We start from the raw sequence: 20,391 nt of genomic DNA, 5'->3' as shown, positions 1-20,391 counted from the left end.
CATCAGATACCAACGCCAAATCATCGGCGCGCACCCGCGGCAGGAAGGCGTTCGCGAATGATGGTTGTGATTTCGATCAGGATTGATGAGTTTTTGTCCAGAACCGCACGCGTGGCCTGATCTTTCTGCAAATCCCGATAGAGAAGATAGAACACCAGCAAAACCCACGGCCCGTGATCCGAAACGAGTTTCAGGATCAGGTCACTTCCCATTGCGGCGTTCCACCCAGTCTTTCAGCGCAGCGTTGCCCGATGCGTCGACAGGTCCGGCGCCCGCATGAGGAGTTTCGACCTTATCCTCGCTTGCAGAAGAGGTAGGCTCTGGGTCCGCTATAAAAGGTGCAGGTTCAATCACTTGCTCTGTTGGGGCTGTCGGGGTTGAGGCGGGCAAGTGTGCCGGCGAAGGCGCAATCCCATTGGCGCGGACCAGTACTTCAGCAATCGATCTTTGAAACTCCTGCCCTTTTACCTGTTGGCGTGCGCCGAAATAGAAACTGACAATCGCACCCATCAGCCACCAAAGCGGTTCGGGCACCAAAGCCACTCCCTGCATACGGTCCGCAAACCAAGCCGGGCTGATCATGGCGGCCGCAAACAGCCCCAAGGTCGACAACGCCAACGCGGGCCGAGGCACCCTGTTCAACCCGTCCATAAACCGGTCAAACCACCCTTTTCGCGCATGGGAAAACTCGGCTGCAAAGGCCTCGATCGCCGCCATTTGCAGATCAGCATCACGGGCTGAAGCGGCCTCGGCGTTCTCGCGAAAAACCTCGGCGGTTTCGCGTATCATGTTGTTTTGTCCGCCAAAAAAGACCTTGATCATATCGCCCATCAGCCCCATTTCTGCGTCCTCTTCCGGTGGTCAGCACTTGAATAATGATAGGGCGCCGCGATGAATTCCTCGGCGCGCTTGATCCAGCCGCCTTTGCCCCCATCACGTCTGCGCGCATATTTACGCGAGGCCGGGCGGCGATCCGCCAATCGGTAGTAGTAATTGCGCCGCTCGATCCCATACGCATCGACCAGATGATCCGGGGCCAACGCCATGGCTGCCCGTGCAATTCCCAAGGTTTGCGGCCCCAACGCGCCGTCTTTTGCAAGCTGGTAGCCCATCTTGGCAAGCAAGCCCTGCAATATGCGAACGGCATTGCCGCCCGCATTCACATACATGTCAAAGACCGAAGCCTGCAGCGGTTCCGGCAATTCACCGATCCGGGGCTTGTGATAGTAGTGTTTAAGAAAGATATCGCGGGCTTGTGTGCGGGTAAGGCGTTTCACATCCGCAGGCGTCACCTTGCCATCGCCCGTCAAGTCCATCCCCAACCGGCGCATGGTATGGATGGTGACCCCGAAATTGGTCGCCCCACCGGGATCATCAGGATCGTTTACATAGCCGCCTTCACGGGCGACAATCTGGTCGGCAATTTCTGTGACAGTTTGCATCCGGGCCCTTCCCCGCGTTTAAAAACACGAGGACAAGGCTGGATTGCTTCAGTTAACAATGTCGAAATCAGGAGCCCGGTTCGACGTAGACACCACTTTCTTTCAAAGACTCCACAACCTCTTTCGGCATGTAGTCTTCGTCATGTTTGGCAAGAATTTCAGTGGCTTCAAAGGTGCCTTCTACATAAGTCCCCGTGCCGATCATGCCCTGATTTTCGGAAAAGAGGTCTGGCAACACGCCAGTATATCGGACCGGCACCGTTTCAGCTCCGTCGGTCACAGAGAAGCTGACGGTTTCACCCTGTCCACGAATGATCGACCCTTCGGAAACAAGCCCCCCCATGCGGAAGACCTCGTCTGAACGGGGCGGCTCGGCGATCACTTCGGTCGGGGACCGATAGTAGTTGATGCCGTCTTGCAGTGCGTAACCGATCAAACCCGTCGACAGCGCAAGCGCTACGAAGGCCAGCACAATGATCTGGATACGACGGGTTTTCTTTAGGCTTTTAAGACCGGCCATTTCGGCATCCTTTTCATTATCTTACGGAAACACAGGGGGCATCATCAGCCCCGTGGTTTCATCTTCGCCCAGCATCAGGTTCGCGTTCTGCATCGCCTGCCCCGATGATCCCTTACACAGGTTATCAAGCGCAGACACGACCAGCGCGCGGCCGGGGATGCGGTCGCCCGACACGCCCAGATGGCACTGGTTTGATCCCATCACCTGCCCCATACCGGGCAACTTGCCTTTGGGTAGCACAGTTACGAAGGGCTCATCTTGATATTGCTCAATAAGCTTGGCGTGGATCGCATCGGCGTCGCCATCCACATAGCAATCAGCAAGGATGCCCCGGTTCACAGGCACCAAATGCGGCATGAACTGAATGCGCACGTCGCGGCCAGCCAGCAGTGAAAACTCCTGATCGAACTCGCCCAGATGGCGGTGCGTGCCGCCCTGCGCGTATCCCAACACATCGGTCGAGCGTTCGGCAAACAGCATGTTTTCCTTCAACGACCGCCCAGCCCCTGACACGCCGTTCTTCAGGTCGCAAATGATCCGATCCAGATCAATCAGGCCCGCCGAGATCAATGGCCGCAAGGCAAACTGCACCGTTGCCGCGTTGCAGCCCGTGCCCGCCACCAACCGTGCGGCCTTGATGTCATCGCGGTAAAACTCGGTCAGTCCGTAGACAGCTGATTTCTGCAGCTCGGTCGCCACATGCGGCGCGCCATACCATTTTTCGTACTCTGCCGGGTCGCGCAGACGGAAATCCGCGCCAAGATCCACAACTTTCACACTGTCAGGCAAGTCGCGCACCAAAGCCTGAGACAGCCCGTGCGGCAAGGCCGCAAAGGCCAGATCCACGTTTGAGAAGCTGATCTGATCCATCTTCACCAGCTTCGGCAAATCAAGGTGGCGCAGATGCGGATAAACGTCCGACATCTCTTGTCCAGCCTTGCGGTCAGCGGACATGGCGACGATTTCCATCGTCGGATGGGTGGCGATCAGCCGAACAAGTTCTGCGCCAGTATAACCGGACGCACCAAGAATGGCGATTTTGTGGGTCATCGTGACCTCCTGCAAATTCGTCGAAAACATGTAGTGGTTTTGTGCGCCCGCTGCAATCAGGCGGCTTCGAAAGCGATCTTTCGTCGCAGGAACTGGGTGGCGCGATTGGACACCTGGGCTGGGTCGCCGGTGGTCAGAAACTTGCTTTCGCCCCCCGTGCCACGCATGTTTGGATGGCGTTCCAGATAGTCGCCAAGGCTTTCAGCCACCAGATTTGCCTGACTATACACCGTCACATCCGCGCCCAGCGCGTCTTGGAATTCGGTCTCCATCAGCGGGTAATGCGTGCAGCCCAGAATGGCTGCTTCGGGCTTGGGCATCTTGCGTTTCAACGCATCCACGTGACTGCGTACAAGGGCCTCGGCCAAGATCATATCCCCATCTTCGATGGCATCCACAACACCGCCGCATGCCTGTGCTTCGACATCCACACCAATGGCGCGGAAGGCCAGTTCGCGTTGAAACGCGCGGCTGGACACTGTGGCAGGCGTGGCAAACAAGGCCACATGCTTCACTGCAACCTCGCGGGGCGGCGTGTTGTCGCCCCAACCGCGCTCGGTCATCGCCTCGATCAACGGGACAAAAACGCCCAACACGCGCTTGTCCGACGGAATCCAGCTTTCCTGCATCCGGCGCAAAGCCGCCGCCGAGGCCGTGTTGCAGGCGAGGATCACCAGATCACACCCCTGATCCCACAGGGCAGACACCGCATTTTTGGTAAGCTCGTAGATATCATCAGCATCGCGCACACCGTATGGCGCATGCGCGCTGTCGGCATAATAGACGAAGTCCACATCCGGCAGGCGCTTTGCGACCGCGTCCAGAACCGTCAACCCGCCCAGACCGCTATCAAATACGCCAACTGCCATTGTTTTATGCCTTTTCCTAGATCATCCCATGCCCCGCACGCGGCAGGACATGGACTAGGCATAGGTCTGTTTGCGACGGAAATCCATCGCCTATTTGTCGCGCATCCCTACTCGGCGGCTTGTGCCACAGGGGCGGTCCCGTCGAACTGCGCCCAAAGGGCTGCACGGCGGGTTTCGGCAGCAGTCACGCTGGCCTCTTTCACCGGGCCGAAGCCACGGATGGACAGGGGCAATTCAGCAATCTCTTGCGCCACCGACAGGTTGGCATCGGTTAGCCCCGCCAGAACACGCTCCATATCTGCTTCATATTCAGCGATCAGTGCACGTTCGGTCACCCGTTCTGCCGTGCGGCCAAAAGGATCAAACGCGGTGCCGCGAAGCCCTTTCATGCGCGCGAGCAGCGGGGCTGCGCGTTCAAACCACGCACCGAAACCACGCTTTTTCGGGCGGCCGTTGGCGTCGTCACCGCTGAGCATCGGCGGAGCAAGGTGATAGGTCAGCTTCAGATCGCCGTCGAACTCGGCCTCAGCCTTGGCGCGCGTTTCGCACAAAAGCCGCGCAACCTCGTATTCATCCTTATAGGCCAGAAGTTTATGATAGCCCTTTGCCACGGGTATTTGCAGAGCTTCGGGCATACGCGCCACCTGAGCGCGGTAAGCCTTAGCCAGTGATTTCCCTTGGAACTTCACCAGATGATCCGCGCGGAATTCCACAATCTCGGCCAGTGTTTTGGGAAGCTCAACCACCTCTGCCTCAAGGCATTTCGCTGCCTCGGCAGGGCGTTCAACCGCCCAGCGCCCCAGTTCGAACGCACGTTTGTTGCGATCTACCGCCTGTCCGTTCAGCTCAATGGCATACATCAGCGCTTCATGGGTCAGCGGCACATAGCCCGCCTGCCAGCTGGCGCCCAACACCATCATGTTGGAAAAGATGCTGTCGCCCATCAGCACACGCGCCAACTCGGTGGCATCAAACATCGCAAGCCGATCGCGCAAACGCGCCTGCAAGGACAGTTGAAGGCGATCACCCGGGATAGCGAAGTCCGTGTTTTGCGTGAACTCCCCAGTCACGGTTTCATGGCTGTCGACCACTGCGCCCGTGCGATCCGTCTTGGTCAGACCCAATGTGGTCGCCGCCGCGGAAACGACCAAATCACACCCGATCAGCGCGTCACATTCACCAGTTGCTACACGAATGGCTGAAATATCGTCGGGCTTCTCGGCAAGACGCAAATGCACCGTGACCGCTCCACCCTTCTGGGCAAGCCCTGCCATTTCCATCATGCCGGCACCCTTACCGTCGATGTGTGCGGCCTGCGCCATGACGGCACCGATGGTCACAACACCCGTACCGCCGACCCCGGTGATCACCGTGTTAAAGGTGCCGTTGATGGCGGGCAGCGTGGGCATGGGCAGATCGGGCAGGTCAACTTCTGCCGTGGCGGTTTTCTTCAGCTTTGCGCCCTCGACGGTCACAAAGCTGGGGCAGAACCCATTCACACAGCTGAAATCCTTGTTACAGCTGGATTGGTCAATCGCACGTTTGCGGCCAAGTTCAGTTTCGACAGGCACGATCGAGACGCAGTTCGATTGCACACCGCAATCACCACAGCCTTCGCAGATATCCGTATTGATAAAGATGCGCTTGTCTGGGTCTGGGAACAGGCCCCGTTTGCGGCGACGGCGTTTTTCAGCAGCACACGTCTGGATATAGAGGATGACGGACACCCCTTTGATATCTCGGCATTTCTTTTCAACCTCCAAAAGCGCGTCGCGGGTGTGAAAGCTCGGACCTTTGGGAAACTGGGACGCGTCCACATCCTCTTTATCGTCATAGACAACAAAGATGTCTTTCACGCCCATCGCCTGCACCTCGCGCGCAATGCGCGGGGCATCCAGATCGCCTTCGTTTTCCTGTCCGCCGGTCATTGCAACAGCGTCATTGTACAGGATCTTGTAGGTCATGTTGGCGTCCGAGGCCAAAGCCGCACGGATTGCCAGATTGCCTGAGTGGTTATACGTGCCATCGCCCAGGTTCTGGAAAACGTGTTTGGTGCTGGAGAACGGTGCTTCACCAACCCAATTCACGCCCTCGCCGCCCATTTGGGTGAACCCAACCGTGTCGCGATCCATCCACTGCACCATATAGTGACAGCCGATACCCGCATAAGCGCGGCTGCCTTCGGGCAGTTTGGTCGAGGTATTGTGCGGACAGCCCGAACAAAAGAACGGCAAACGTGCAGCCAGGTCAGGGGCGTTATCTGCGGCTCTCGCCTCGTTCAGCTTGGCCAAACCGGCTTTCACCGCATCTGTGCCCCTGCCCTCTTCAATCAGGATACCGCCCAACTTCTCGGCAATCATGATCGGGTCCAGCGCATAGCGTGTCGGGAACAGCTCAATCCGACGGCCATTTTCCCACTGATCGCCTTTGTGCCAGCCGTACACGCGACGGCCACGACGGTCATCAAAGATCGCTTCTTTGATCTGCACCTCGATCAGTTTGCGTTTTTCTTCGACCACAACGACCAGATCTAGCCCTTCGGCCCATTCATGGAACGAGGTCATGTCCAGCGGGAACGTCTGGCCGATCTTGTATGTGGTGATCCCTAGTCGTTCCGCCTCGGCCTGATCAATGCCCAGAAGGTTCATTGCGTGCACAAGATCTAGCCAGTTCTTGCCCGCGGCCACGAAGCCGATCTTGGCGCCGGGTTTGCCCCACATGCGGTTGTCGATACGGTTTGCACGAGCGTAAGCCTCTGCCGCGAAACGCTTATAATCAATCATCCGCGCTTCTTGCGGGATGCGATCATCAATCAAACGGATGTTGAGCCCACCTTCGGGCATGTCGAAATCGGGTGTGACAAGCTGCATGCGATCCACGCGGCCATCAATTACGGATGTCGCCTCGACCGTGTCTTTCATCACTTTCAGGCCCGCCCAGACGCCGGAAAAGCGGCTTAGCCCATAGCCATAGATGCCATAGTCCAGAATTTCCTGCACACCAGCGGGGCTTAACACCGGAATATACGCATCAACCATGGCCCAGTCGGACTGGTGCAACACGGTTGAGCTTTCGCCCGTGTGATCATCACCCATCGCCATCAACACGCCGCCGTGCGGGCTGCTGCCCGCCATGTTGGCATGGCGCATCACGTCGCCGGTGCGGTCAACGCCCGGCCCCTTGCCATACCACAGACCAAAAACACCATCATGGGTGCCTTCGCCACGCAGCTCCGCCTGCTGACTGCCCCACAGCGCGGTTGCGGCAAGGTCTTCGTTCAGGCCGGGGTGAAACTTGATGTCATTGGGCTCTAACAATTTACGCGAGCGATCCATCCAAAGATCGACACCCCCCAAAGGCGAGCCACGATAGCCAGTCACATATCCGGCTGTGTTCAGCCCGGCCCTGCGGTCACGTTCTTTCTGGGTCAGCATCAAACGCACCAGCGCTTGCGTGCCGTTCAACAAAACCTGTTCTTTTGACAGATCAAAACGATCATTCAGAGTGATTTGCGGCTTGCCCATGACACACCTCCCTATACGTGACACCTGCTTGCTTGATCCAAACATATTAGGTCATAATCTCTGACCTTTCAATTCTTTTTGCATCAGAATCCGTGCTGGAACTGATCACGATTCTAATGGTAACACTGTGCAAGCTTTTCACGCTAACAAGGATCGGTTCTTTCTTTATGGATTGGGACAAGCTCAGAATATTTCACGCGGTGGCGGATGCGGGGTCACTGACCCATGCTGGTGATGCGCTACATTTGTCGCAATCTGCTGTGTCTCGCCAAATACGCGCACTTGAAGACGGACTGAATGCAACCTTGTTTCACCGACATGCTCGCGGACTGATTCTTACTGAGCAAGGCGAGTTGCTGTTTGACGCCACCAAAGCGATGAACCAGCGGCTCGAGGCCGCCGTGGCACGCATCCGTGACAGCAAGGAAGAAGTGTTCGGTGAATTGCGCGTTACAACAACGACAGCCTTCGGATCCATGTGGCTGGCCCCGCGCTTGCCGAAGCTTTACGAAGCCTATCCCGACCTCAGAATTGATCTGATGCTGGAAGAACGCGTGTTGGATCTGCCCATGCGCGAAGCTGACGTTGCCATTCGCATGAAAGAGCCCAGCCAAGCGGACCTGATCCGCAAGCGCTTGATGGATGTGCATATGCGGCTATACGCAACGCCCAGTTACCTTGAAGCGAATGGAACGCCGGAAACGATGGAAGACCTCTCCAAGTTCCGGCTGATTTGTCAAAATACGTCGGCTGCGCAAGTCAGTGCAGGTGCCGCTTTGGTACGCGAACTGCTGACCTACGATGTTGGCTCACTTCTAACGGTGAACAATTATTTCGGAGTTCTGCAATCCGTGCTGAATGACCTGGGGATTGGCGTGCTTCCTGACTACATCACGCACGACTTTCCCCAGCTGATCCGCGTCTTGCCTGACGTAGAAAGCAAAGACATACCGGTTTACCTTGCTTACCCCGAGGAGCTGCGCGCCTCCAAACGGATTGAAGCTTTCCGCGATTTTGTCACGTCCGAGCTGATTGCCCAGCGCCGCAGCACAGCAAGCTGAGAAATACATTCAATATTAGTGATGCGATTTCGCAACAGTGAAATTGCGGGGGTTTTAGGCTGAAACCCTATCAAAACAAGATAGTTTCGGTGTTAAAGTTCTCAAAACATTGAACTATCCCAAGTAGAACTTAAACGCACTTGGCCTTTGATAGCTCCAATTGCAAAGAGGCATGCGCAAAATGCATAGCCGCAATGCAGCATTTTTCCTTGAACCGAGTCGTTCTGGCACCTAATTCTTATCCAAAGCCGATGGTTGAGCTTCGCTCTAGTCGGTTTTTACCTCCCTGTTGGACTTGGCCGGGCTCTGCCCGGCCTTTTTTTTGCCTAACGCGCATTGTTCGTGCAAAACAAGGCATCCTAGCCCTTCCCCAATGCCCGCCCATCGCCTACAAGGCGCAGCAACTGACATTGACGCATATCGCGCGCGAGTCGATGTTGCTGCAACGCCGAAGGGGACCGAGCATGAGCGAGCCGAAAATCACCACAGACCTGATTGAAGCACATGGCTTGAAGCCCGACGAATACGAACTGATCCTCGACATCATCGGGCGCGAACCCAGCTTCACCGAACTTGGCATCTTCTCTGCCATGTGGAACGAACACTGTTCTTACAAGTCCTCAAAAAAATGGTTGCGCACTCTGCCCACCGAGGGCCCGCAGGTAATTTGCGGCCCCGGCGAAAACGCAGGCATCGTGGATATTGGTGACGGACAGGCCGTGGTCTTCAAAATGGAAAGCCACAACCACCCATCGTACATCGAACCCTATCAGGGCGCAGCGACCGGCGTTGGTGGCATCTTGCGTGACGTCTTCACCATGGGTGCACGTCCCATCGCTGCAATGAACTCGCTGAGCTTCGGCGAAATTGATCACCCCAAAACCAAACAGTTGGTCAACGGTGTGGTTGAGGGCATTGGAGGCTACGGCAACTGCTTCGGCGTACCCAATGTGGGCGGCGAGGTGCGGTTCCACCCGGCCTATAATGGCAACTGCCTGGTGAACGCATTTGCCGCGGGCCTCGCGGATACTGACAAGATTTTCTATTCGGCAGCATCGGGCATTGGCATGCCGGTTGTCTACTTGGGTGCCAAGACCGGTCGCGACGGCGTTGGCGGTGCGACCATGGCCTCGGCCGAATTCGATGACACGATCGAAGATAAGCGCCCTACTGTTCAAGTGGGTGACCCATTCACCGAGAAGCGCTTGATGGAAGCCACGTTGGAGCTGATGCAAACCGGCGCCGTAATCTCGATCCAGGATATGGGGGCCGCTGGCCTGACCTGTTCGGCTGTTGAAATGGGTGACAAAGGCGGTTTGGGTGTCAAACTGAACCTCGAGGACGTCCCGCAGCGCGAAGACGACATGACGGCCTACGAAATGATGCTGTCTGAAAGCCAAGAGCGGATGCTTATGGTGCTGAACCCCGACCTTGAGGCTGAAGCCCGTGCCGTGTTCGACAAGTGGGACCTGGATTTTGCCATCGTTGGTGAAACTCTGGCCGATGACCGCTTCCTGATCATGCATCATGGTGAAGTGAAAGCCGACCTGCCGCTATCGCCTCTGTCTGGCCGTGCGCCGGAATATGACCGCCCGTGGATCGAAACACCTGCCGCTGAAGAACTGGCTGACGTGCCAGAGATCGACGCGATTGATGGTCTGAAAGCTTTGCTTGGCAGCCCAAACCACGCCGCGAAACAATGGGTGTACGAGCAATATGACCACATGGTTATGGCTGACACCGTGCGTGCACCGGGTCTGGGTGCAGGCATCGTGCGTGTGCACGGCACAGACAAAGCGATTGCGTTCACATCGGACGTGACGCCGCGCTATGTCATGGCCAACCCGTTTGAAGGCGGCAAGCAAGCGGTGGCAGAAGCCTACCGCAACCTGACTGCCGTTGGTGCAAAACCCTTGGCCACAACCGACAACCTGAACTTCGGCAACCCCGAAAAGCCCGAGATCATGGGCCAGTTCGTTGGTGCCATCAAAGGCATCGGTGAAGCCGTGGCTGCCTTGGACGTTCCAATCGTCTCGGGCAACGTATCGCTGTATAACGAGACCGACGGTCAGGGCATTCTGCCAACACCGACCATCGGTGCAGTTGGCCTGCTGGATAGCCTAGACGATATGATCGACGGCGTAGCGCGCGATGGCCATGTGGCCATGGTTGTGGGCGACACCCAAGGCCATCTGGGTCAATCCGCGCTTCTGGCCGAAGTGTTCAATCGCGAAGACGGCGACGCTCCGCATGTGGATCTGGACGCTGAAAAGCGCAACGGAGATTTCATTCGTGCGAACCGCGAGCTGATCAAAGCCTGTTCTGACCTGTCTGACGGCGGACTGGCCCTTGCAGCTTTCGAAATGGCCGAGGCCGGTGAAGTTGGTGTACAACTGGACGCTGCCGACACACCCACGCTGTTCGGCGAAGATCAGGCACGCTATCTGGTCGCCTGTAACTTCGATCAAGCCGAAGCGCTGATGATCGAAGCGGGCCGCGTTGGTGTGACCATTACTTCGGTTGGTCGCTTCACTGGCGACAGCGTGAAGATGGGCGGCTCGGAAGCCCCCTTGGCAGACCTCGCCCAGATCTTCCGCACCGGCTTTGATCAGGCCCATTCGTAAGTGGACGCGCCAGCCCCTCGCGACCTTAACCAACTGGTGGCCGATTGTGCCGCCTGCGCGGGGCTGTGCTGTGTTTCGCCCGGATTTGATGCGGGCGATGACTTCGCCTTTGACAAACGCGCCCTTGCGCCTTGCCGCCATCTTGGATCGGACAACCTGTGCCGCATTCATGAAACGCTGGAAGATCAGGGGTTTCCGGGTTGCTCCAAGTTCGACTGCAAAGGCGCTGGTCCGTATGTCATGCGTCACATCTTTCCACGAAAACGCTGGCGCAAGGACCGCGAAACGCTCGAGGCGATTTCAGAAGCCTACCGCCGGATGCGCGCCATCACCGACATGATCGAGCTGTTCCGCGTGGCCGAAGCCCTACCCCTTTCTGCAACCCAAGACGCTGCCCGTCGCGACATGCTGGACCGGCTGTTGCCTGATCCCGCATGGACTGCGGATAGTCTGGCGCGTGCGGAAGAAGAGGGCCTTTTGTCGGATGCCCGCGCCGTTCTGGCCAGTTTTCGCGATGCCGCAATGAACCGCTAGGCCTTGCGGCCCCCCTGCCCCACACATAAGTTAGATGAAACAAACACGAGGTTTCGCCAAATGGCCATGGAAGCATCCGCAATCGAAGACCTGATCCGCGCAGGTTTTCCCGACGCCCAGATCACCATCACGGATCTGGCCGGTGACGGGAACCACTGGGCCGCCGAGGTCGTGGATGAAAGCTTCCGCGACATGAACCGCGTACAACAGCAACGCGCCGTAAACGCGACTGTCCGTGCGCAGATCGACAGCGGAGAGCTGCACGCGCTGGCGCTGACGACGAAGGTGCCTGAGTAAATATGCTGTGGCTCTGGGTCCCTCTTGGCCTCGTTACTCTGATCATTGTCGCTGCCTTCGCCGAAGCCTATGTACGAAGAAACGAAAAACGCCCGCTCTCTCGTCATGCACTGAACAAGCGCCGATGGGACGACAAGAACTATGAAGAAGACGGGACCCGCGACGACCACGTCATTCACATCAAGGGGATGCCTGACAGTCGGACCGGAGCCCGCCAAAGCACGACATGGTCCGTACCAAAGGATCCAAATAAACAGGCTGGTGTGCTGATGCCACGCGAAGACAAAGGAAAGTAGCTAAATGACCGACGCAAAAACACGCATCGACGAAACCGTCAAAGCCAATGACGTTGTGCTTTATATGAAAGGCACGAAAGAAATGCCGCAATGCGGGTTTTCTTCCCGCGTGGCTGGCGTTCTGAACTACATGGGCGTGGACTTCGCCGATGTGAACGTACTGGCGGACGAAGAAATCCGCACGGGCATCAAGGAATACTCCGACTGGCCAACGATCCCTCAGCTTTACGTCAAAGGCGAGTTCGTCGGCGGCTGTGACATCATCACCGAGATGACCCTGTCGGGCGAGCTGGACACATTGTTTGGTGACAACGGCGTTGCTTTCAATAAAGAAGCTGCTGACAAGATCCGCGAAGCCAACGGCTGATTTAGGCCCCGCTTAAAACAAAAAACGCGCGCTGGAATACCGGCGCGCGTTTTTGTGTTTCTAAAGAGGATTTATAGCCTTCAGTTCGCTTTCAACCGATCTTCGACGGAAGCAGCCATGCTTTCAGCACGTGCAGCGATCTCGGCCAACGTATCCGTAACTGCGGCTGGCACCACTGGCACCTCAACTTTCTGAGGTTCCGCGCTTTTCAACGCTTCAAGCTCGCTTTCCAGCTCGGCCACGCGACGCTCGGTCAGTTTCACTTTGTCTTCCATGCCCGCGGTCTTATCCGCAAGCATCAGCCCCGACATCAAAAGCATGCGGCTTTCGGTCAGGTTCGAGATCTGGCTGACCAAGACAGAGGCCTCGGTATCCAGCATGGCGGCAGCGGATTGCAGGAAATGCTCTTCGCCCTCTTGGCAGGCCACTTCAAAGCTGCGGCCACCGATGTTGATCGTGATATCAGGCATGTGTGTCCTCCTCGGCTTTGGGGGTGGCCATCGTGGCCAGCTCGTTCAGCACCGCATCCAATTCAGCGCGATCCGCTTGCTGCGTTGCCTTCAATGCGGTCAATTCCGCAGTCATGGCATTGTTGATCAAAGTTGCGTCGACAACACCTGTTTTTGCGGCCTCTCGCAATGCATCGTTTGTGCTGCGAAGCTCTTGATTGGCTTGCCGAAGGCTTTCAGCATTTGCCTCTGCTTGTGCAAGCTGAGCGTTCAGTTTCCCGACCTCGCGCTCTGCCGCGTTGGCAAGATCACCAGCCTGGGATTTCAGGGCCGCCAGCCTTTCGTTCAGCTGCGCGTTGGCGGTGCGCTCTTCTTCAAGCTGAGTTTGAAGGGTCTCTTGCGCGTCAGTGTCGGTCACCGGGGTGTCGGCCAGTTGATCCAGCCCAGCATTGATCCGTTCCAGCGCGGCGGTAATACGGGTTTCTAGTTCGGAAATGTCACTCATAATCTGCCCTGCATAGTCCTATCTTGCCGATCTTGTCACAAGGAGGCGCAACACTCAACGCCAAGTGCACTTTGGGGGCCGGAAATGCGATTCGCCGCCCGCTGTGCCCTTGAGGGCAATTAAATGCCCTTTCAGGCTGCTTGGTCGTCTTGGATTACAAACACTTGGGGCCCAACCGCTTGCTTTGCTTGACCCAAGCCGTAGGGCTGTTATCAGAGGCCAGTCTTTACTTAGCCAAAGGATCCGGACCTTGGATATTGCCGCTCTTGCCAAAGCCCACCCTGACCACTGGAAAAAAGCTGCTGCGATCCGCTCGTTGACGCTGGATGCTGTTGCTGCTGCGAACTCCGGTCACTCTGGCATGCCGATGGGCATGGCCGATGTGGCGACTGTGCTGTTCGAAAAGCACCTGAATTTTGATCCCTCTGCACCGCGCTGGGAAGACCGCGACCGGTTCATCCTGTCTGCTGGTCACGGCTCTATGCTGATTTATTCGCTGCTCTATCTTACGGGTTACAAAGACGTAACGCTGGATCAGATCAAAAACTTCCGCCAGTGGGGCGCCATCACCGCCGGTCACCCGGAATACGGTCACGTGTCGGGGGTTGAGACCACAACAGGACCGCTGGGTCAGGGCATCGCCAACGCAGTTGGTTTTGCAATGGCTGAGGAAATCCAACGCGGCCGTTTCGGCAAAAAGATCGTCGACCATTACACCTATGTCATCGCTGGTGATGGGTGTTTGATGGAAGGCCTTAGCCAAGAGGCGATCGGCATTGCCGGGCGTCACGAGCTATCGAAGCTGATCGTCATGTGGGACAACAACGACATCACCATCGACGGCAAGGTTTCCTTGTCTGACCGCACAGATCAGGTTCAGCGCTTTAAGGCGTCTGGTTGGCACGTGCAGGAAATCGACGGACACGATCCGGTGCAGATTGATGCCGCGATTGCCAAAGCGAAAAGCACTGGCAAACCGTCGATGATTGCTTGCAAAACCCACATTGCTCTGGGCCATGCGGCGCAGGACACGTCGAAAGGTCACGGCGCACTGACAGATGCGGACCAATTGGCTGCGGCGAAAAAGGTTTACGGCGCACCCCAAGGCGCGTTCGAAGTTCCTGCTGACGTGAAAGCCCAATGGGAAGCCATGGGCACGCGCGGTGCGGCTGTACATGCCGAGTGGGAGACGCGGTTTACCTCGATCTCGGATCGTAAACAGGCGGAGTTCAAGCGCGCCTATGCTTTGGACGCACCGAAGAAACTGGCCGGCGTCATCCGCAAGCTCAAGAAAGAAGTTGCGGAAAGCAAGCCTTCGGTTGCGACGCGCAAGTCCTCTGAAATGGCGCTTGCCGCGATCAACCCGGTGCTACCAGAAACCGTAGGTGGATCGGCTGACCTGACCGGTTCGAACAACACCAAAACCGGTGATCTGGGCGTCTTTGACACCGACAACCGGAGTGGACGCTATATCTATTGGGGCATCCGCGAGCACGGCATGGCCGCTGCGATGAATGGCATGACCCTGCATGGCGGCATGCGCCCTTACGGCGGCACATTCTTCTGCTTCACCGACTACGCGCGCCCTGCCATGCGTCTGGCGTCGCTGATGCGGATCCCAACCGTGTTTGTGATGACCCACGATTCAATTGGTGTTGGCGAAGATGGCCCTACACACCAGCCGGTCGAGCATCTGGCCATCTGCCGTGCAACACCCAACAGCTACACGTTCCGCCCGGCGGACACGGTGGAAACCGCGGAAGCTTGGGAAATTGCGCTGACGACAAAAGAGACTCCGTCGACACTGGTTCTGACCCGTCAAAACCTGCCGACCCTGCGCACCGACTATAAGCAGAAGAACCTGACCGCCCAAGGTGGCTATGTTCTGGCCGACGCCGAAGTTGGCAAGCGTCAGGTGATCCTGATTGCGACCGGTTCGGAAGTGTCGCTTGCCATGGAAGCCCGCGCAACGCTTGAAGCTGAAGGCATCGGCACCCGCGTTGTTTCCATGCCCTGCATGGAGCTGTTTGCGGAGCAAGAAGAATCCTATCGTCGCAAAGTTCTGCCCCCAGGCGCAGTACGTGTTGGTATCGAAGCCGCCGTTCGTGAAGGTGGCTGGGATCGTTTGCTTCTGGGTGAACGTGGGCGCGAAGCGAAAGCTGCCTTCGTCGGCATGACTGGCTTTGGCGCTTCGGCCCCTGCTGGCGTCCTGTTCGAAAAGTTCGGCATTACCAGCGCGAATGTTATCGCCAAAGCGAAAGAGCTCTTGGGCTAACGTCCAACTTGATCGCAAAGCTTTCACGCCCCGTCAGCTTCTGGCGGGGCGTTTTCTATTGTGTCGCTCCTAATCTCTGTCAACAGTGCCCGTGATCCACCTTCGCAAAGGCCGAAAGATGAGCGAGAACACAAAAGGCGCATTGTTCATGCTGCTTGCCATGGCGGCCTTCGCGGTCGAGGATATGGCCCTCAAAGCCGCAGCGCGTGACGTGCCAATCGGCCAAGTTGTTGCGATGTTTGGGGCAGCTGGAACCCTTGTCTTTGCCGGCATTGCCCAGATGCAAGGAACGCGCGCCGTGCATCCTGACATGTTCGGAAAAATCCTGATCATCAGATCATCTTTTGAGATATTTGGACGCCTGTTCTTTGCCTTGGCGATTGCTCTTACGCCGCTTTCAAGCGCATCTGCAATCCTTCAGGCGACACCCTTGGTGGTCGCATTGGGTGCGGTGTTCGTTTTTCACGAAAGGATTGGTTGGCGCCGCTGGGCTGCGATCTTTACGGGCTTTTTGGGTGTCTTGCTTATTCTACGTCCCGGGTTGGACAGCTTTGACCCCCTGTCAATTTTCGCTGTACTGGCCCTGATTGGTTTTGCGGGTCGCGACCTTGCAACACGGGCAAGCCCAGCATCGCTTTCGACGGCGCAGCTTGGCGTGGCGGGTTTTGTCGTCTTAACCGTAGCGGGGCTGGTACTGGTCGCAGTCACTGGGGAACTAAGCCCCCTGACCACGACCAGCATCTGGTTCATCACACTCGCAACTGGTGCCGGCGTATTGGCCTATGCGTCCCTGACAAAGGCCATGCGCACAGGTGAAGTGTCGGTTGTCACACCGTTTCGCTACTCCAGACTGCTTTTCGCGCTGATTTTGGGCATCACTATATTCCATGAACGCCCAGACGCACTGACATTAGTGGGCAGCGCCGTCATCGTGCTAAGCGGTTTGCTTTTGCTTGCGCGGTCGAAACCGAAAGCTTAGGCGCGGCCCTTGAAGACCGCCCCCCAGATCGGACCGATGACCCAAGTGGCCAAGGGGATGATCAACACACCAAGCGCCAAGCCGAGTATCCCGTCCAAAGTGGCGGTTACGACCCATTTAACGAAACCCGCATAGTCCGGCACCGCGTGCGCTGCGGCCTCGGCCAGATGATGAATGGTCTCGTAGGGTAGATGCCAGCCCAGCTCGTGGAACCCATGTACGATGATCGATCCACCGACCCAGATCATCGCAGCCGTTCCAATGATGGTCAGAAGCTTCATCACATAAGGCATCGCTTTCACGACTCCGCGACCAAACGCCTGCGTCGCCCCCAGCCGCGCGTTGTTGGCCAGATAAAGGCCAAAGTCATCTGCTTTCACGATCAGGGCAACCGACCCATAGACCGCAACAGTGATGCCAACGGCGGCGACGGCCAGAGTTGCAGCTTCCATCCAGAAATTGCTGTTCGGAATGCCCGATAGGATGATCGTCATGATTTCAGCTGACAGGATGAAGTCGGTCTTGATCGCGCCTGCGACCTTGCTTTCTTCCAGATGTGCCGGGTCGCCTTCGATATGTTCGGCGTGATCCCACGTGTGTTCATGCGGGAAGAGGACATGCCAGACCTTCTCGGCCCCCTCAAAACACAGATACGCCCCACCCAGCATCAGAAGTGGCGCAATCAGCCAAGACGCAAAGGCTGATAGCAAAAGCGCGATGGGCAGAAGAATGATCAGTTTATTCTTGATCGAGCCCCACGCGATCCGGCCAATAATCGGCAGCTCGCGTTTGGCCTCGAAACCCTGCACGTATTTAGGCGTCACCGCAGCATCATCGATCACGGCACCCGCCGCTTTCGCACTGGCCTTGACCGCCTGCCCCGCAACATCGTCGATCGAGGTCGCCGCGACCTTCGCTATTGCTGCGACGTCATCCAGAAGTGCAATCAAACCACTCATTCACTCGTCCTACCCATTCCAAGTCGTGTTCACACGCGAATCTAGCGAAACCGCATCAAAGGGCAAGTCCAACTCGATCGATACCTCACGATAAATTCGCGGCCTTGAAGGTTTGCGCTAACGATCAGCTTAACTCGATATGTTTTCGCTATCATGCTGGTACAGAAGGTGTTTTCTGGGTTGGGTGCCCCTGTCGTCGGCGGTATACCTCCTGCAAATCTCAGATTATCTCTCGCGGTTATCGACAACCGTCTTGTGAAAGAGGAACAACTCATGACCGTCAAAGTCGGCATCAATGGATTTGGCCGCATCGGCCGCTGCACACTGGCCCAGATTGCGGCCTCGGGTCGCGAAGACATCCAAGTGGTGAAGGTGAATGCAACCGGCCCGTTGGAAACAGCCGCTCATCTGCTGAAATACGACAGCATTCACGGTCGCTTCCCCAACGACGTTGTTTTGGGTGATGGCACCATGGATGTGGGCCAAGGCCCGATGCAGATGATGTCGACCTATAACATGAACGACTTGGATTGGTCCGGTTGTGACGTGGTTCTGGAATGTACCGGCAACTTCAACGACGGGATCAAGGCCAAACCGCACCTAGAGAATGGCGCAAAGAAAGTCCTGCTGTCCGCCCCCGGCACCAATGTGGATAAGACAATCGTGTGTGGCGTGAATGAAGAAATGCTGAAACCCAGCGACACGATGATTTCAAACGGGTCGTGCACAACAAACTGTCTGGCCCCGATGGCCAAGGTGTTGCTGAACGCGTTCGGCATCGACAGCGGCGTTATGACAACGATCCACGCCTATACCGGTGACCAGCCCACGCTGGACCGCCGCCATAACGATCTGTACCGCGCCCGTGCTGCGGCAATGTCGATGATCCCGACCTCTACCGGCGCTGCGAAAGCTTTGGGCGAGGTTCTGCCCGCCCTGAAAGGCAAGCTGGATGGCTCTGCTGTGCGCGTCCCAACTCCGAATGTATCCGCTGTTGACCTGACAGTTGTTGTCGAAAAAGACGTGACCATTGCCGATGTGAACGCCGCGATGAAAGAAATGTCCGAGGGCGCTATGAAAGGCGTTCTGGGCTACAATGAAGAACAGCTGGTATCGACCGACTTCAATCACACGGAAGACAGCGCGATCTTTGCGGCGGATCAAACCAAGGTGCTCGGCGGACGTCTTGTCCGCGTATTGGGTTGGTATGACAACGAATGGGGATTCTCGACCCGCATGGCAGATTTGGCCGTGAAGATGGGCAACATCTGACCCTATCACATTTTATGTGTATTGAACCCTCGCAGCGCTACTTGCGGGGGTTTTCTTTTGTCTTGCCCATGTCGGCAACAGTTGCAACATTAGCCCAATCGGGCAAGAGCAGCCGCAGGAGCAACCGTCGTGACCAATCAACTTGCCTTAGCGCTTGGCGCGGTAATCCTGATCCTTTTAGGTTTGGATATATTCCTGTGGGATGGAACCTATCTTTTGTTTCTCTCCAAGAAATTTTTGGCACTCACCGACTGGGCCGCCTTCTGGCGTTAAGTCCGCAAACATGGGTTGCCTCTTGACCTTTTCGAAAAACTTGCGATGTTAGCGCTCACATTACCATGTGCGTGTGAAGGAGCGATTTATGACGATCAAAGTGGCAATCAACGGTTTTGGTCGCATCGGTAGGCTTGTCCTGCGCGCCATTCACGAAAGCGGTCGCAAAGACCTCGAGGTCATCGCCATCAACGACCTTGGTTCGGTCGAGATGAACGCCCACCTGTTGGAGTTTGACAGCGTACATGGACGGTTCCCAAACAAGGTGACTTTTGGCGATGACTGGATTGACGCCGGGCGCGGCAAGATTGCCGTCACGGCCATCCGCAATCCCGATGATCTGCCTTGGGCCAATGTTGACATCGTCATGGAATGCACTGGGATCTTCAAAGGCGAAAAAGCACTGGTGCACCTTGGGAATGGCTCCAGCCGCGTGTTGGTCTCGGCCCCATCGTCAGGCGCAGACAATACGGTGGTTTATGGCGTTAACCACGACAGCCTTAGCGCTGAACACATTCACGTCTCGAACGCCTCATGCACCACGAACTGCTTGGCCCCGGTCGCAAAAGTGCTGAACGATACTGTGGGCATTACCAAAGGTTTCATGACCACAATCCATTCCTACACCGGTGATCAGCCGACGCTGGACACGCTGCACAGCGACCCCTATCGCGCGCGCGCTGCAGCTATGAGCATGATCCCGACTACAACCGGTGCTGCCCGCGCCGTTGGGTTGGTGTTACCCGAGCTGAACGGAAAATTGGACGGCGTTGCAATCCGCGTCCCGACTCCAAATGTGTCCTGCGTAGACCTGACCGTCCAAGCGTCCCGCGACACCACCGCGGAAGAGGTGAACGCAGCCATGCAAGCTGCCGCTGATGGTCCGTTGAAAGGCGTTTTGGGCGTCACAGATCGTCCGCTGGTCTCCATCGATTTCAACCATGACCCGATGTCTTCGACCCTGGCCTTGGATCAAACCAAGGTTCTGGATGGCAACATGGTGCGCGTACTAAGCTGGTATGACAATGAATGGGGATTCTCGTGCCGCATGCTGGATACAGCAGTAGAGATGGGCAAATACCTTTAAGGCCCGTC

At 56.8% G+C, this 20,391-nt stretch carries 21 protein-coding genes; 11 read left to right on the top strand and 10 right to left on the bottom strand.

Annotation, left to right across the window (positions count from 1 at the left end; translation table 11 throughout):
* Positions 1-20: 20 nt before the first annotated feature.
* From AC0L6A_RS06680 to AC0L6A_RS06650, 7 genes are all read right to left on the bottom strand, one after another.
* Positions 21-212: a hypothetical protein gene (locus AC0L6A_RS06680; protein WP_246935409.1), complete on the bottom strand. Its 192-nt coding sequence runs from the start codon at positions 210-212 to the stop codon at positions 21-23.
* Positions 202-840: a holin family protein gene (locus AC0L6A_RS06675; RefSeq protein ID WP_473293017.1), complete on the bottom strand. Its 639-nt coding sequence runs from the start codon at positions 838-840 to the stop codon at positions 202-204. The genes AC0L6A_RS06680 and AC0L6A_RS06675 overlap by 11 nt, the downstream gene beginning before the upstream one ends.
* Positions 831-1,442, bottom strand: coding sequence for a holin-associated N-acetylmuramidase (locus AC0L6A_RS06670; RefSeq protein ID WP_473293015.1), 612 nt, complete (start codon positions 1,440-1,442; stop codon positions 831-833). The genes AC0L6A_RS06675 and AC0L6A_RS06670 overlap by 10 nt, the downstream gene beginning before the upstream one ends.
* Positions 1,443-1,509: 67 nt before the next feature.
* The gene (gene ccmE, locus AC0L6A_RS06665) at positions 1,510-1,962 is read right to left on the bottom strand and encodes a cytochrome c maturation protein CcmE (RefSeq protein ID WP_473293014.1); all 453 of its coding nucleotides are present in this window, start codon (positions 1,960-1,962) and stop codon (positions 1,510-1,512) included.
* A 21-nt stretch (positions 1,963-1,983) separates the two neighbouring features.
* Complete coding sequence (gene argC, locus AC0L6A_RS06660) at positions 1,984-3,012, bottom strand: N-acetyl-gamma-glutamyl-phosphate reductase (RefSeq protein ID WP_473293013.1); 1,029 nt, start codon at positions 3,010-3,012, stop codon at positions 1,984-1,986.
* Positions 3,013-3,068: 56 nt separating this feature from the next.
* Positions 3,069-3,881: a glutamate racemase gene (murI, locus tag AC0L6A_RS06655; protein ID WP_473293011.1), complete on the bottom strand. Its 813-nt coding sequence runs from the start codon at positions 3,879-3,881 to the stop codon at positions 3,069-3,071.
* 107 nt (positions 3,882-3,988) lie between these two features.
* Positions 3,989-7,405, bottom strand: a complete 3,417-nt coding sequence (locus AC0L6A_RS06650; RefSeq protein WP_473293010.1) for an indolepyruvate ferredoxin oxidoreductase family protein — start codon at positions 7,403-7,405, stop codon at positions 3,989-3,991.
* A 167-nt stretch (positions 7,406-7,572) separates the two neighbouring features.
* Here AC0L6A_RS06650 and AC0L6A_RS06645 point away from each other — a divergent pair, with 167 nt between their 5' ends.
* From AC0L6A_RS06645 to grxD, 6 genes are all read left to right on the top strand, one after another.
* Positions 7,573-8,466 carry a LysR family transcriptional regulator gene (locus AC0L6A_RS06645; protein ID WP_473293009.1) on the top strand — a complete coding sequence of 298 codons (894 nt, stop codon included), beginning with the start codon at positions 7,573-7,575 and terminating at the stop codon, positions 8,464-8,466.
* A 464-nt stretch (positions 8,467-8,930) separates the two neighbouring features.
* The gene (gene purL, locus AC0L6A_RS06640; protein ID WP_473293007.1) at positions 8,931-11,090 is read left to right on the top strand and encodes a phosphoribosylformylglycinamidine synthase subunit PurL; all 2,160 of its coding nucleotides are present in this window, start codon (positions 8,931-8,933) and stop codon (positions 11,088-11,090) included.
* Positions 11,091-11,624, top strand: coding sequence for a hypothetical protein (locus AC0L6A_RS06635; protein WP_473293006.1), 534 nt, complete (start codon positions 11,091-11,093; stop codon positions 11,622-11,624).
* A 60-nt stretch (positions 11,625-11,684) separates the two neighbouring features.
* Complete coding sequence (locus AC0L6A_RS06630; protein WP_246935389.1) at positions 11,685-11,921, top strand: BolA family protein; 237 nt, start codon at positions 11,685-11,687, stop codon at positions 11,919-11,921.
* 2 nt (positions 11,922-11,923) lie between these two features.
* Positions 11,924-12,217, top strand: coding sequence for a hypothetical protein (locus AC0L6A_RS06625; RefSeq protein ID WP_473293004.1), 294 nt, complete (start codon positions 11,924-11,926; stop codon positions 12,215-12,217).
* Positions 12,218-12,221: 4 nt separating this feature from the next.
* Positions 12,222-12,584: a Grx4 family monothiol glutaredoxin gene (gene grxD, locus AC0L6A_RS06620; protein WP_473293003.1), complete on the top strand. Its 363-nt coding sequence runs from the start codon at positions 12,222-12,224 to the stop codon at positions 12,582-12,584.
* Between the two features lie 80 nt (positions 12,585-12,664).
* Here the strand turns inward: grxD and AC0L6A_RS06615 are convergent, their stop codons facing one another.
* Both AC0L6A_RS06615 and AC0L6A_RS06610 read right to left on the bottom strand, forming a co-directional pair.
* The gene (locus AC0L6A_RS06615; protein WP_473293001.1) at positions 12,665-13,054 is read right to left on the bottom strand and encodes a cell division protein ZapA; all 390 of its coding nucleotides are present in this window, start codon (positions 13,052-13,054) and stop codon (positions 12,665-12,667) included.
* Positions 13,047-13,538 carry a hypothetical protein gene (locus AC0L6A_RS06610; RefSeq protein ID WP_473293000.1) on the bottom strand — a complete coding sequence of 164 codons (492 nt, stop codon included), beginning with the start codon at positions 13,536-13,538 and terminating at the stop codon, positions 13,047-13,049. The genes AC0L6A_RS06615 and AC0L6A_RS06610 overlap by 8 nt, the downstream gene beginning before the upstream one ends.
* A 250-nt stretch (positions 13,539-13,788) precedes the next feature.
* Here AC0L6A_RS06610 and tkt point away from each other — a divergent pair, with 250 nt between their 5' ends.
* Both tkt and AC0L6A_RS06600 read left to right on the top strand, forming a co-directional pair.
* Complete coding sequence (gene tkt, locus AC0L6A_RS06605) at positions 13,789-15,813, top strand: transketolase (RefSeq protein ID WP_473292999.1); 2,025 nt, start codon at positions 13,789-13,791, stop codon at positions 15,811-15,813.
* A gap of 118 nt (positions 15,814-15,931) precedes the next feature.
* Complete coding sequence (locus AC0L6A_RS06600; protein WP_473292997.1) at positions 15,932-16,792, top strand: DMT family transporter; 861 nt, start codon at positions 15,932-15,934, stop codon at positions 16,790-16,792.
* On the opposite strand, the gene AC0L6A_RS06595 is transcribed toward AC0L6A_RS06600, so the two are convergent.
* Entirely contained in the window at positions 16,789-17,751 is a 963-nt protein-coding gene (locus AC0L6A_RS06595) for a DUF808 domain-containing protein (RefSeq protein WP_473292996.1), read from the bottom strand. The genes AC0L6A_RS06600 and AC0L6A_RS06595 overlap by 4 nt on opposite strands.
* Positions 17,752-18,024: 273 nt before the next feature.
* On the opposite strand from AC0L6A_RS06595, the gene gap (AC0L6A_RS06590) reads away from it, so the two are divergent.
* From gap (AC0L6A_RS06590) to gap (AC0L6A_RS06580), 3 genes are all read left to right on the top strand, one after another.
* On the top strand, positions 18,025-19,023 hold the full coding sequence (gap, locus tag AC0L6A_RS06590; RefSeq protein ID WP_473292995.1) for a type I glyceraldehyde-3-phosphate dehydrogenase: 999 nt from the start codon (positions 18,025-18,027) through the stop codon (positions 19,021-19,023).
* Between the two features lie 129 nt (positions 19,024-19,152).
* Positions 19,153-19,296, top strand: a complete 144-nt coding sequence (locus tag AC0L6A_RS06585; RefSeq protein WP_473292993.1) for a hypothetical protein — start codon at positions 19,153-19,155, stop codon at positions 19,294-19,296.
* An 88-nt stretch (positions 19,297-19,384) separates the two neighbouring features.
* Positions 19,385-20,383, top strand: coding sequence for a type I glyceraldehyde-3-phosphate dehydrogenase (gene gap / locus AC0L6A_RS06580; protein ID WP_473292992.1), 999 nt, complete (start codon positions 19,385-19,387; stop codon positions 20,381-20,383).
* The last annotated feature ends 8 nt before the right edge of the window (positions 20,384-20,391 follow it).

The sequence above is a fragment of the Aliiroseovarius sp. D2-2 genome, from assembly GCF_055809455.1.
Note: the sequence above shows the minus strand (reverse complement) of the source record. Positions and strands in the feature narration are given on the sequence as shown.